Origin of the sequence: Streptomyces tardus, assembly GCF_018101125.2 — a bacterium.
Lineage (GTDB): Bacteria > Actinomycetota > Actinomycetes > Streptomycetales > Streptomycetaceae > Streptomyces > Streptomyces tardus.
Map to the genome: position 1 here is coordinate 1,154,532 of NZ_JAELVF020000001.1, position 13,074 is coordinate 1,167,605.

Annotated in this window: 11 protein-coding genes and 1 pseudogene; 4 read left to right on the plus strand and 8 right to left on the minus strand. The window is 72.2% G+C overall.

The genetic code is table 11. The features are described 5' to 3' along the window. Window positions 1-170: 170 nt before the first annotated feature. Complete coding sequence (locus tag JGS22_RS05050; RefSeq protein ID WP_211042901.1) at window positions 171-1,466, plus strand: Cmx/CmrA family chloramphenicol efflux MFS transporter; 1,296 nt, start codon at window positions 171-173, stop codon at window positions 1,464-1,466. A 238-nt stretch (window positions 1,467-1,704) separates the two neighbouring features. Here JGS22_RS05050 and JGS22_RS05055 read toward each other — a convergent pair whose 3' ends face one another. Continuing rightward, a complete protein-coding gene (locus tag JGS22_RS05055) occupies window positions 1,705-1,989 on the minus strand; it encodes a DUF4031 domain-containing protein (protein ID WP_211042888.1) in 285 nt (94 codons plus the stop codon). Further along, a complete protein-coding gene (locus JGS22_RS25975) occupies window positions 1,986-2,513 on the minus strand; it encodes a DUF8819 family protein (protein WP_236073032.1) in 528 nt (175 codons plus the stop codon). Before JGS22_RS25975 ends, JGS22_RS05055 begins: the two co-directional genes overlap by 4 nt. 476 nt (window positions 2,514-2,989) lie before the next feature. Here JGS22_RS25975 and JGS22_RS05065 point away from each other — a divergent pair, with 476 nt between their 5' ends. Both JGS22_RS05065 and murQ read left to right on the plus strand, forming a co-directional pair. Next, window positions 2,990-3,895 carry a MurR/RpiR family transcriptional regulator gene (locus JGS22_RS05065; RefSeq protein WP_308405797.1) on the plus strand — a complete coding sequence of 302 codons (906 nt, stop codon included), beginning with the start codon at window positions 2,990-2,992 and terminating at the stop codon, window positions 3,893-3,895. A gap of 213 nt (window positions 3,896-4,108) precedes the next feature. Further along, window positions 4,109-5,017 (plus strand): annotated as a pseudogene (gene murQ / locus JGS22_RS05070) (N-acetylmuramic acid 6-phosphate etherase); the annotation flags it as partial. Between the two features lie 800 nt (window positions 5,018-5,817). Here the strand turns inward: murQ and JGS22_RS25985 are convergent. The 4 genes from JGS22_RS25985 to JGS22_RS05090 form a co-directional block, all read right to left on the minus strand. Further along, window positions 5,818-7,050 (minus strand): lipase family protein, encoded by a 1,233-nt coding sequence (locus JGS22_RS25985; protein WP_308405518.1) that lies wholly within the window; start codon window positions 7,048-7,050, stop codon window positions 5,818-5,820. Between the two features lie 397 nt (window positions 7,051-7,447). Continuing rightward, on the minus strand, window positions 7,448-8,644 hold the full coding sequence (locus JGS22_RS05080) for a lipase family protein (RefSeq protein WP_211040032.1): 1,197 nt from the start codon (window positions 8,642-8,644) through the stop codon (window positions 7,448-7,450). A gap of 392 nt (window positions 8,645-9,036) precedes the next feature. Further along, on the minus strand, window positions 9,037-9,927 hold the full coding sequence (locus JGS22_RS05085) for a MerR family transcriptional regulator (protein WP_211040033.1): 891 nt from the start codon (window positions 9,925-9,927) through the stop codon (window positions 9,037-9,039). A 37-nt stretch (window positions 9,928-9,964) separates the two neighbouring features. Further along, the gene (locus tag JGS22_RS05090; protein ID WP_211040034.1) at window positions 9,965-10,711 is read right to left on the minus strand and encodes a helix-turn-helix domain-containing protein; all 747 of its coding nucleotides are present in this window, start codon (window positions 10,709-10,711) and stop codon (window positions 9,965-9,967) included. 202 nt (window positions 10,712-10,913) lie between these two features. On the opposite strand from JGS22_RS05090, the gene JGS22_RS05095 reads away from it, so the two are divergent. Further along, entirely contained in the window at window positions 10,914-11,894 is a 981-nt protein-coding gene (locus JGS22_RS05095; RefSeq protein WP_211040035.1) for a class I SAM-dependent methyltransferase, read from the plus strand. 93 nt (window positions 11,895-11,987) lie between these two features. On the opposite strand, the gene JGS22_RS05100 is transcribed toward JGS22_RS05095, so the two are convergent. Both JGS22_RS05100 and JGS22_RS26740 read right to left on the minus strand, forming a co-directional pair. Beyond that, window positions 11,988-12,554, minus strand: coding sequence for a sugar O-acetyltransferase (locus JGS22_RS05100; protein WP_211040053.1), 567 nt, complete (start codon window positions 12,552-12,554; stop codon window positions 11,988-11,990). A gap of 247 nt (window positions 12,555-12,801) precedes the next feature. After that, entirely contained in the window at window positions 12,802-12,927 is a 126-nt protein-coding gene (locus JGS22_RS26740; protein ID WP_268980885.1) for a hypothetical protein, read from the minus strand. Between the last annotated feature and the right edge of the window lie 147 nt (window positions 12,928-13,074).

The following is a 13,074-nucleotide window of genomic DNA, read 5'->3' on the forward strand; positions in this document are numbered from 1 at the left end:
CCTTGACGAGCGGAGTGCGTGAGCAGTCGACCGGAGGGCAGAGCAACCGCACCTTGGGTGATCGGGCGGGCACGTTGGGCGATTCACCCTCGGGGTGGGAATGCTCCTGCGGGGGCGGTGCGTTGGTCCCGGGTGTGACCACCGAGATCTCCCCTGCCCGTCCCTTCCGCATCCCTGCTGCCGTCTACGTCCTCGGACTGTCCGTGTTCGCGCTGGGCACCAGTGAGTTCATGCTCTCCGGGCTGCTCCAGCCGTTGGCGCGCGATCTGGACGTGAGCATTCCGCAGGCCGGTTATCTGGTGTCGGCGTTCGCGGTCGGCATGGTGGTGGGCGCGCCGTTGTTGGCGGCGGCGACGCTGCGGCTGCCCAGACGTACGACCCTGGTGGCGCTGCTCGCGGTGTTCGGGCTCGGGCAGGTGGCGGGCGCGCTGGCGCCGACGTACGGCGTGCTGTTCGCGAGTCGAGTGGTGAGCGCGCTCGCCTGCGCCGGCTTCTGGGCCGTGGGCGCGGCGGTGGCCATCTCGCTCGTACCGGTGAACGCGCGGGCCAGAGCGATGGCCATCATGGTCGGCGGGCTGAGTGTGGCCAACGTCTTCGGGGTTCCCGCCGGGGCCTTCGTCGGTCAGCACTGGGGCTGGCGGGCGGCCTTTTGGGCAGTGGCGGTGCTGGCGGCGATAGGCCTGGTCGGTGTGCTCACGGTGGTGCCCAGCACCAAGCCGCCGACCGGCGCGGACCGCCCCGTACTCCGTCGCGAGCTGCGGATCTACGCCGATCGCCAGGTGTGGTTGGCGGTCGCGATCACCGCGTTGAACGCCGCCGCCGTGTTCGCCCTCTTCTCCTACCTCTCGCCGCTGCTCACCGATGTGGCGGGCCTGGAGGAGAGTTGGGTGCCGACGGTGCTGGCGCTGTTCGGAGTGGGGGCGCTGATCGGCACGTTCATCGGCGGGCGGGTGGCGGACGCCCATCTGTTCGGCACGATGTATCTGGGGATAGCCGCCTCCGCCGTCGTGCTCGCGCTGCTGGCGATGACGGCGAGCAGCCCCGCCGCGGCTGTGACCCTGTCGTTGCTGCTGGGCGTGACGGCGTTCTTCACCGCGCCGGCCATCAACGCCCGGATGTTCAACGTCGCGGGCGCCGCACCGACGCTGGCGGGCGGAACGACCACGGCGTCGTTCAACATCGGCAACACCGTCGGCCCCTGGCTCGGCGGCCTGGTGATCAGCGCGAACCTCGGCTACCGCGCCGTGGCCTGGACGGGCGCTCTGCTCGCGGTGCTCGCCCTCGCCGGGACCGCGCTCGCCTCCCGACTCCACCGTTCCGAGGGCGACTCAAGTGGCCACCACCACTCGGAGGTCGTCGCCACCTCCCAGCAGCCGGCCTCCGGGGCGGCCGACTCCGCCGGCGCTGCCGGGGAGGCGATACCGAGCGAGGCGGACGCGAGCGGCGCCGCACGAATACGCGGCTGACGCACAGCTGAAGCCGTGGGGCCGCGCGGCCTTACCGGTCCCCTACGACCCCACGACGTACGAACACCGCGGCGTACGACGGCCGCACCGTTGGAGCACCACGTACCACGCACCACGCCGTGGTACGACCTCGACACGCCTCGTACGGGTCGGCTGACGCGTCATGGGCCCGCGCGTCATGGGCCGTGCGTTCACGAGGAGTGGTCCGCCGGGCGCGGGGGCTCAGGCGCGCGGGGGCTCAGGCGTGCGGGGGCTCAGGCGTGCGGGCGGCCCTTGGGCGTCGGAGGCCGGCGGCGGTGAGCCGTCGCACCAGCTCCTTGCTGCCCACCTCGACGGCGCCCAGTCGTACGGCGTCGGGGTGGCGGACAGCCGGTACGTCGTAGTGGTCCCGGTCGAACGCCCTTCTCGGCGCGCCGAGTTCGGCGGCGAAGCGGTGCAGCTCCTCGTAGGAGGCGTCGCTGACCAGATGTGACCAGAGCGTGCCGTGGCCGGGCCACTCCGGCGGGTCGATGTAGAGCGTCACGTCCCGCCCCCGGGCTGTTCCGTGCGGGCGCGGAGGCGGCCCACCGGTGCGACGGCGGTGGCGGTGCGGGCGCACACCCAGTGCGGGTCCTCCCCGAGTTCGGGCTCGACGTCCAGCGCGTGCGGGCCCTCGCCGCCGTACGGATCGGCCTGCGGCTGCGGGTCGGCGTGCGGCTGCGCGTCGGGCATCCCGTACAGATCCGCGGTGGGCTCTGCTCCGTGGGCCCCGTGCCCCGGACCGTGCGGATCAGCAGGGTGCGGACCGCTGCGGTGCCCTTCGGCGCCGTCGCCGCAGAGCGGGCAGAGCGGCCAGCGCCCGTAGCGGTCCAGCAGCGCGTCCTGTACGTCCTGGGCGACCAGTCCGGGGACGAACTTCGCTCCTTCGGGCCACTGTTCGACCCACCAGCGGCGGTGCGCCACCGCCTCCTCCACCAGCGAGACGGTCTCCGCGTCGGCCACGTCGGCGGTGGTGAGATCCGCCAGGATCAGCGCCCGCGCGGTGTGCAGTGCCTCTTCCAACTCCATCGGTCCATTGCACCAGACACGCGGGCCGAGCAGCGCGGATCGGTTCCACAAAGCCGGTCCGCGCTCTTGACGCGCGCCCCGACCGGAAATACTTTCCGCCCATGAGCGGTCGAATGAAGGAAAGTTTCTCCAGTGCGGGCCGCGGTGTTCCGGGCGGCGATCCGGCCCAGCCTGCGCGCCAGGCCGGCCCGGGGGCGAACACGGGCACCCGCGGCCCCGCGGCCCAGCGTGGCCCGAGCGGCGCCCCGCCCGGCCCGGCAGGCGCAGGCCCGGCAGGTGCGGGCCCGGCAGGTGCGGGGCAGGCGGGGCACGCCGGCGGCTCGGGAGCGGTGTACGCACAGGGCGCCCGGACTCCGGGCACACCGCCGCAGCAGGGCGGGCCGGTCCGGCACCAGGGCCGGTCGGCCGGGCAGCCCGGTCTCCAGGCCGGTTTCCAGTCCGGGGCCCAGCAGGGCCGACCGCGGCAGCCGCAGGGGGTGCGTGCGCCGGAGGTCCGGCAGACTCCCCCCGATCCGGGGGCACTCGCCGCCAAGGTGCGCACCCTCGCGCCCTCGATGACGCGCTCCATGCAGCGCGTCGCCGAGACCGTGGCGGCCGACCCGGCAGGGTGCGCCGCGCTCACCGTGACGGGCCTGGCCGAACTCACCGGCACCAGCGAGGCCACCGTCGTCCGCACCTCGCGGCTGCTCGGCTACCCCGGCTACCGCGATCTGCGCCTGGCGCTCGCCGGGCTCGCCGCGCACCAGGCGTCGGGTGCCGCGCCCGCCGTGACCGCGGACATCGCGGTGGACGATCCGATGACCGACGTCATCGCCAAGCTCGCCCACGACGAGCGCCAGTCGCTGGCGGACACCGCCGCGACTCTCGACCCCACTCAGGTCGAGGCGGCTGTGTCCGCGCTGGCGACCGCGCGAAGAATAGACGTGTACGGGGTCGGCGCCTCCGGGCTCGTCGCCCAGGACCTGGTGCAGAAGCTGCTGCGTATCGGCCTGCTCGCCCAGGCGCACAGCGATCCGCACCTGGCGGTGACCAACGCCGTGCAGCTGCGCGCGGGGGACGCAGCTCTGGCGATCACCCACTCCGGGCGCACGGTCGACGTCATCGAGCCGCTGAGGACCGCCTTCGAGCGCGGTGCCACCACCATGGTGATCACCGGCCGGCCGGACGGTGAGATATGCAGCTACGCCGACCTGGTCCTGACCACTTCGACAGGACGCGAGAGCGAGCTGCGGCCCGCTGCGATGTCCAGTCGTACCGGTCAACTCCTCGCGGTCGACTGCCTGTTCATCGGGGTGGCGCAGCAGACGTACGAGACGGCGGCGCCTGCGCTGTCCGCCTCCTACGAGGCGCTCGCACACCGCCACTCCCCCGCCACCCGCTGATCATCCGCCCGTACCCGCCGTCCGCCGCGGGCGTTCCCGCGGCGCGGCCGACCGCCCCGTGTGCCGGCGCACTCGCCCCGGTACGCGTCCCGGCGCCGGCCCCCGCCGCCCCGCGCACCGCCGCACACTCCATCCGCCCACCACCACCCCGTACGCACCTCCCGCGCCGACCGACCATCCGACCCGGACCAGTACGGAAAGAGCCGCTCCCGCATGACGTCCTACAACGAGCTGCGCGCGCAGCTCGACACACTCGCCACTGAAAGCTTCCGTCCCGAGCTCGCCGAGATCGACCGACTGCCCACGCTGGAGATCGCGCGGGTGATGAACCGCGAGGACAGCACGGTGCCCGACGCCGTCGCCACCCAACTCCCCGTCATCGCCCGTGCGATCGACGGCGCGGCGGCCAGAATGGCCGAGGGAGGGCGGTTGATCTACGCGGGCGCGGGCACCGCCGGGCGACTGGGCGTGCTGGACGCCAGTGAGTGCCCGCCGACGTTCAACACCGACCCCTCGGAGGTTCTCGGCCTCATCGCCGGCGGGCCGAGCGCCCTCGTCTCCGCGGCCGAAGGGGCGGAGGACAGCGCGGAGTTGGCGGCGGAAGACCTGACCTCGCTGGGGCTGTCGGCCAAGGACACCGTGGTCGGCGTCTCCGCCTCGGGCCGCACCCCGTACGCCGTCGGCGCGGTGAGCCACGCGCGGAGCGCGGGCGCGCTCACCGTCGGAGTCTCCGGCAACCCGGGCTCGGCGCTGGGCAGGGCCGCCGAGCACGCGGTCGAGGTGGTGACCGGGGCCGAACTCATCACGGGCTCCACCCGGTTGAAGGCCGGCACCGCGCAGAAGCTGGTGCTGAACATGATCTCGACCATCACCATGATCCGGCTGGGCAAGACCTACGGAAACCTGATGGTGGACGTACGGGCGTCCAACGAGAAGCTGCAGGCCCGCTCACGCCGTATCGTCGCGCTGGCCACCGGCGCGGAGGACAACGAGATCGAGCACGCGCTCGCGGCCACGGACGGCGAGGTGAAGAACGCCATCCTGATGCTGCTCGGCGAGGTCGACGGTGCGACGGCGGCGCGGCTGCTCTCGGAGCACCGCGGACATCTGCGCGCGGCCCTGGTCGGGAAGGCTGCCGGGCTGCGGCGGGGGACGGTGAAGCTGGTCGTGGACGGCGAGACGTTCCTCGTCCGGCGACGTCCCGGTGCGCGCGGAATCTACGACTTCGACTGGATCAGCGGGCGGAACCGGGACTACGGCTTCACCACCGCCGTGCACGGCGGTGGTGAAGCCGTAGTCCCGGTTCCGCCCGCTGATCCAGTCGAAGTCGTAGATTCCGCGCGCACCGGGACGTCGCCGGACGAGGAACGTCTCGCCGTCCACGACCAGCTTCACCGTCCCCCGCCGCAGCCCGGCAGCCTTCCCGGCCAGGTAGCCGGTCCCGGGGTCGGTCTGCCCCAGGAACTCCCTGATCTCCTCGCGGAGTTGGTCCTCGCTCAGCGGGGACGCACCGTGCACGGCGGTGGTGAAGCCGTAGTCCCGGTTCCGCCCGCTGATCCAGTCGAAGTCGTAGATTCCGCGCGCACCGGGACGTCGCCGGACGAGGAACGTCTCGCCGTCCACGACCAGCTTCACCGTCCCCCGCCGCAGCCCGGCAGCCTTCCCGACCAGGGCTCCGGCAGCCTTCCCGGCCAGGGCTCCCGCCGGGGTCGGCGTCGCAGGACTCTCGGTTGGCTTCTCGGAGGCGGTCTTCGCCGCGTTCCTGGCGGGGCGAAGGGGCATACGGGCCACCCTGCCAGTACGGCGAGGAGGGCGCCCACCGGTTTTCGGTGGGCGCCCTCCTCGCTCGGGCTGCGTCCGCGTCAGCTCCTCGACGCGGCCCGCGATTCAGCTGGCGCGGTGCCCCGACTCAGGCGCGGCGCTCAGCAGTTGGACGGTGCCGGCTTGTCCTTCAGCACGCCCTCCAGCCACAGGAACGTACGCGGGAAGCTCGCGATCGCGCCGCCGATGTGCGTCGGTCCGAGGTTGGGCTTGAACTCGACCGTCGCACCCTTGGCGCACCAGTCGGCCTTCAGCTCCTTGCCGAGCTTGAACGGGATCACGTCGTCGAGCCGGCTGTGGTTGATCAGGACCGGAACCTCGGGCTTGCGCTCACCGATCTTCTGCTCGTCGACGATCGCCTTCCACTGCGGTTCCTTCAGGTACTCGGTGATCGGCTCGCCGTTGGCGGTGAGCTTCCGGCTGTCCCGCAGTCCGAGGGTGGCGACGGCCTCGATGGTGCAGGCCTGCTTGACCTTGGTGAGGTAGTCCCGGCCCTTGTCGTTGAGGTACTCGTCGGTGTCGATGTCGTGTCCTGCGGCGAGCCCGACGATGGCATAGCCGAGGAAGGCCGAGTACAGCCCCCGGTCGAGGTTCTCCGCGACGGTCGAGAGTTCGCTCGGCACCGCGCCGACGGCCGCGCCCTTGATGTCGAGCTCGGGTGCGTACTCCGGGGCGAGTTCGGCCGCGGCAGCGGCGGCGCCGCCGCCCTGGGAGTAGCCGGTGATCGCGACCGGGCCGTTCGCGGGGAGGTTCGCCTCGGGCAGCGACTGCGCAGCCCGCACGACGTCCAGCACGGCGTTCCCGGAGACCTCGCGGTTGATGTACGTGTGGTCGCCGGGCGTGCCCAGGCCCTCGTAGTCGGTCATCACGACGGCGTAGCCGCGGGCGATGAGGCCCTTGATGAAGATGCCCTCGTACTCGGTGCCGTTGGAGAGCTGGCGGGAGGGTGCGCAGTGGTCGCCGATGCCCTGTGTTCCGGCGGCGTAGCTGATCAGGGGGCGCTCGCCGTCGCCCTTCCAGGCCTTGCGCGGGGTGATGACGGTGCCGGTGACTGCGATGCCCTCGCCGTTGCCGTCGGTGGTGCGGTACATCAGGCGGTGGACGTCGGCGTCGACCTTGATGGCCTTCAGCGGGTCCAGGTAGTACGTCGAGGGCTCCGACCGGATCAACTCACCGTTCGTGGTGGGCAGTTCGACGGGCGGCTCGTAGAAGGGCGGTCGCTCCTCCGCATGGGCTGCGGGGGCGCCCGCGAGGCCGAACGACGCTGCCGTGGCGACGAGCGCGAGTCCTGCGGTCGTCCGGCGGAGTCGACTGCCGTGGCGGGGTGGCTTCACTGACACTCCTGAGGGTGGCGGCTCGAACAGCACCTTACTTTTGAGTAAGGTTTCTTGAGAGTGCGTCGCGTTGACGTGTCCGTCAATAGATCTGACAGCAGAGCTTTTCAATTGGCGTTCACTCTGCATTCCGCTGACAACGACCGGGGCGAGAACCCGCACTGAGGTGCGTCGACAGCCGAGACCGTCACCCACTCACCGCCCTTCGCCGACATGCGCGCACCGCTTCCGACCCCCGGCCTCGTACGCGATACCGCCCGTTCCCCGATACCGCGCGCGTCGCGGCGCCGCCGGGCCGCGAACGCGCCACCGGGGCCCGGACAACAGCCGCGGCACAACAGAACCGGGCCCCGTCGACGACGACGGGGCCCGGCCGCTCATCTGCTCGGTTGCCTGCTCAGCAGCTCGACGGCGCGGGCAGGCCCGCGAACCTGCCCTCCAGCCAGGTCAGGACTCCGGGAAAGCCGAACACCGCACCCGACACGTGATTGGGCGCCACGTTGGGCTTGTGCTTCACCGTGGTGCCACCGGCGCACCAGTCCGCCTTCAGCCCCTGACCGACCTCGAAGGGAATCACCTCGTCGAAGCGGCTGTGGTTGATCATCATCGGGAAGCCCGGGGGCCGTTCGCCGATCGCCTGCTTCTCGACCACCCCGGCCCACGGCTCCTCGGTCATGATCTGCGAGAGGGAGCGCCCGTCCACGGTGAGGTCCTCGCTCCGGACTCCCTGGTGCGCGTCCTGCATCTCGCCGTTGCACAGCGTCTCGGCGTCCTTGGCGAACTTCCGGCCCGCATCGTTCAGGTACGAGTCGAGATCGATGTCGTAGCCGGCCGCGAGTCCGACAACGGCGTAGCCGAGGAAGCCGACCTTGTCCGAACCGTCGAGGTTCTCCACCAGCGCGTCGAGTGTCGCCGGCGGCGCACCGGCCGAGGCTCCCCTGATGTCCAACTCCGGTGCGTACGTGGCCGCGAGCTCTGCCGCGGAGGCCGAGGCCCCGCCGCCCTGTGAGTAACCGACCAGCCCCACCGGGCCGTTGTCCGGCAGCTTCGCCTCCGGAAGCCGCTGGGCGGCGCGTACGACGTCCAGCATCGCGTTGCCGGTCGCCTCGCGGTTGACGTAGGTGTGCACGCCCGGCGTACCGCCGCCCTCCATGTCACTGACGGCCACGGCGTAGCCGCGCAGCAGCAGCGCCTGCACCAGAGCCGCCTCGATCGCGGTGCCCTCGGCCATCTGTCGGGAGGCCGCGCACTGGTCGCCGACGCCGAGCGTGCCGAAGGTGTATCCGACGATCGGCCGCTCCCCCTTGCCGATCCACGGGGTGTTCGGAGTGAGCACGGTGCCGGTGACGGCCAGCGGTTCGCCCTGGCCGTCGGTGCTGCGGTACATCACACGGTGGACGTCGGCGGGCACCTTCAGCGCCTTGTTCGGGTCGAGGTACACGTCGGCGGGCTCGGTTCGGATCACCTCGCCGTTGCCCGCGGGGAGTTCGGCGGGCGGCTCGTAGAACGGCGGTCGTTCCTCAGCGTGGGCGGCGGGTGCGGCGACAAGACCGAACGAGGCGGCGGTGGCCAGCATCAGACCTGTCGCCCACATGCGGCGAAGTGTGCGGGACTTCACGGGCACTCCCTGTGGGGGTCGCGACTCTGAGCGAACCTACGAAACAGTAGGTTCTGGCTTGGAGAATGCGATCGCCGTGAAGGCGTGTCAATGAGACGGGAGGCGCCGGTTTCCCCGACGGCGTGCACGGTGGGCCGACACGACAACCGGCCGGGAGAAGGTGGGGGCGAACACTCACCCCGGTGAGCATTCAGCCGCGCCGCACCGGCCAACCACCCACCCGAGCGCGGGAGTTGGGACACGGCCGACGCCCGCGCGGATGGTGACGCACTGTCACCACCCGCGTGGTCCCGGTGTGCGGTCGTATCTCGTCGGCAGGCCGGCACTGCGCCGCCGGGCAGGGCCGGCCCGCCCTGTGAACGCCCGGCTCAGTCCTCGTCGGCTCTGCGGACCGGCTCCTGGAGTTCGGTCACCCAGTTCTCGGTGCCGCCCTCGGCCGCCAGCGTCACCTCCCGCGCGACCCCGAGCGATCGGTAGCCGTTCGCCTCGATCCAGTGGCCGAGCCGCTGAAGCGTCGGCAGCACCTCGTCCATCGACCCCCGGTGGACAACGGTCGCCGCACTCTCCAGCGCGGGCAGCTCCACCACCTCGAAGCCGTACGACGTGTCCGACCCGTCCGACCCGCTCGGCCCGCCCGACCCGCTCGGCCCGCCCGGCCCGCTCGGCCCGCCCGCGACCGGCATCGCGACGTGCACCCGTACCGGGCCCGACTCACCGTCGCCCACCCGCTCGTACCGCGCGACCCCCGGCCCGACCGGCCTCCACCCGGCGCGCTCCAGCTCCCCGCACAGCTGCCGGAACAGCGGCCCGACCACCGGGCCGATGTACTGCGGCAGCAACTCCTCGGCCTCGGCGGAGAGTTGGGCCACTCGCTGGGCCGGGATCCGCTTGACCACCACATCGTCGACAGGCATGACGCCCTCGCTCTCGATTGTTCGGAGCCTCGCCTCGACCCGCAGGAGCCGGTCCGTGTCCGCCGCCACCGCCGCCGCCAGCTGCGCACGGCGCAGCCGGAGCATCGCGCGCAGCTCGACCGCCTCCACCCGGTCGTCCAGCATCTCCGCGATCTCCCGGAGCCCGAACCCGAGCTCGCGCAACGCGATCACCCGGTTCAGACGGGCGAGCTGGCCGGCCGTGTAGGAGCGGTACCCCGTGAACTCGTCGACCCTGGCGGGCCGCAGCAGACCGACGGCGTCGTAGTGCCGCAGCATCCGCACCGACACACCGCCGTACTTGGCGAAATCTCCGATACTCAACATGACGAGTCCCAGCCGACCGGCTCACACCGTGTGAGAGTCAACGCGAGCCCGCCCCGGGCTCCGCCCCGCGGCCCGACCCGCGCTCCGAACCACGGCCCGCCTCCCGGGGTTTGGCGCTCACGTGGATCCGCTCGCCCTGCTGCCCGAAGAGGCTCAGCAGCTCCACCGGCGCTCCGTCGGCGCTGCCGAACCAGTGCGGCAGCCGGGTGTCGAACTCGGCGGCCTCGCCCGGGCCCATCGTCAGATCGTGCTCCGCGAGTACGAGTCGCAGCCGCCCCGCGAGCACGTACAGCCACTCGAACCCCTCGTGGGTCATCGGGGTCGGCTCGCTTCGCTCCCCCGGCAGCACCATCTTGTACGCCTGCAACCCGCCCGGCTGCCGGGTCAGATGGACGACCGTACGGCCGCCGGCGAACTGCTGGGCGCGCAGCCGCACCCGCGGATCGCCGGTCTCCGGTGCGCCGACCAGTTCGTCGAGCGGCACCCGGTGGGCGTGCGCCAGCGGCAGGAGCAGCTCCAGGCTGGGCCGCCGCAGACCCGACTCCAGCCGGGACAGCGTGCTCTTGGAGATGCCGGTGACCTCGGAGAGGTCGGCGAGCGAGAGGTCGCGCTCCTGCCGCAGCGCGCGCAGCCGCGGACCCACCCGGGACAGCACGGCGTCGAACTCCGGCTCGACGGCGGAGGCGGCGGGGGCGGCCGGGCCGTCCTCCGTCCCGTCGGCGGCCTCCCCGCCGTGCGGGTGCGAGTGGCGGCGCGGGGAGTGGGGGGCGTCGTGTCGTGGCATCCCTCCATGAGACGACGCCGTTGCCGGATCGGCAACGTTTCTTGCCGAAAACGGTCGGTCGGACGCACCCTCCCCGTATCGGCACGACACGACTCGACGCACCCCCGCCGCACCACCCAGCACCACCCGCACGGACACGACTCAGCGCCGGCACCACGCGTATCGGCCGACCCATCCCGCACCACCACACCCAGGAGCATCCATGGCAGCCGAGCACACCCCGGGACAGGAGCAGGCACACCACCCGCACGGAGACGGAGACGCCCACGAGCACGGACAGACACACGGCCGGGATCACGCGCACGCCCACACCCACTCCCACGGGTCGGGCGAGGAGCCGGACTGGGAGGCGATGGCCGACACTCTGGTCCAGGAAGCGCAGCTCCAGGCGGACGGCGTACGCCGAAGCGCCCGCTGGCTGGGCGAGTTGCTCGGCGAGCGTGCCGCGCGGGTCGGCCGGGTGCTCGACGTCGGCAGCGGCCCCGGGGTCAACACCGCCGTCCTCGCCGAGGAGTTCGCGAACGCCGAGGTGGTGGCCGTGGACGGGACGCCCGCTCTCCTGGAGCACGCCCAACGGCAGGCCCGGGCAGCGGGCGTCGACGACCGGGTCCGGACTCTGCACGCCGAACTCCCGGACGACTTCCTGGCGTTGGGGCGCGCCGACCTCATCTGGACGAGCCATGCGGTCCACCACATCGGCGACCAGCAGGCGGCGCTCGCCTCCCTCGGCGGGGCGCTCCTCCCCGGCGGGCTGCTCGCCGTCGCAGAACGCGGGCTGCCCCTGCGGTACCTGCCCAGGGACATCGGCATCGGCCGGCCCGGTCTGCTGACCCGACTGGAGGCCGTGCGCGAGGAGTGGTTCAGCAGGATGCGGGCGGAGCTGCCCGGCTCCACCAGCGTCGTCGAGCACTGGCCCGCACTGCTCTCCGGCGCCGGCCTCCTGCCGAGCGGCAGCCGCACCTTCCTGGTCGAGGCGCCGACGCCGCTGGCCGAGCCGGCGAGGCAGCATCTGTACGCGCTGCTCTCGCGGGCCCGCGAGACCCTCGCCGAGGACCTGGACACGGAGGACCTGACGACTCTCGACCGGCTGCTGGACCGGGACGCGGCAGAGGGCGTCCTGCACCGCCCGGACGCCTTCTACCTCACCGCCACCACCGTGCACACCGCCACCAGACCGGCCTGACGCCGGCGGCGGCCCGTACGGCACCGTGGCCGGGCAGGGCCGCCGCACCCCGTACGGCAGCTCGGCGAGCCGGCGGGCCCGTCCCGCCGCCGCTCACGAGGGCGGCGGGAACTCCCCTTCGTGGACGGGGAGTTCGCGGACCACCCGGGCCGGATTGCCGACGGCGACGACGTTCGGCGGCAGATCGCGCGCGACCACCGAGCCGGCGCCGACCACGGTGTTCTCGCCGATCGTCACCCCGGGGCAGACGATCACGCCGCCACCCAGCCAGACGTTGTCGCCCAGGGCGATCGGCTTGGCGCCCTCCCACTTGTTCCGCCGCGGCTCCGCCTCCAGCGGATGGATCGGCGTCAGCAGCTGCACGTTCGGGCCGATCTGCACGTCCTCACCGATCGTGATGGGCGCGCAGTCCAACAGCACTGCGCCGAAGTTGATGAACGTCCGCGCACCGATGGTGATGTGGGTCCCGTAGTCCACCTGGAGCGGAGCACGTACGGCGACGTCCTCGCCGAGTCCGCCGAGCAGCTCGGCCAGGATCTTGCGGCGCCCCTCGCGGTCCAGCGCGTCCGCGGTGTTGAAGCGCTCGCTCAGCACCGCCGCCCGCTCCGCCTCGGCGGTCAGCTCAGGATCGTCGGCGAGGTACCACTCGCCGGCGAGCATGCGCTCCTTCTGACTGCTCAACCCGAACTCCTCTTCTCGGCCCGTCGGTTGCGGGCTCCGCTTCACCGCAGAACAGGACCGCCACCGCATTGTCCTGCGAATTCGTGAAGTACCCGGCGGTCACAGCGACAAACGCCACCGCCGTACGCCGCACCCACCCGTGTGCACGGCGCCGTATGCACCACTCGCCCGTCGCCCGCCCGCCGGCTCCGCCCGGGCGGTTGAAGACCCGGGAACACCTCCGGGATCAGCCGCAGCCGCAATGCCTGGATCGGAAGGTGAACCACAGTCCGGCGATCGCGACGAGCGGGATCAGCAGACAGGCCCAGAAAGCGTCGTCGATATCGACGACGAGGGAGTCGGGCGTTTCCATGCGGGAGAGCGCGTTTCCACTGATGAACAGCCGACCCGGCGGTGCGGAATGTCACATGCCGCCGCGCTGTCGCCGACCGGCTCGCGCGGATGCCCGGACGCCGCGCGAGGGCGCCCGCACATGCCCGAGGGCGGCACTCCTGCTTCG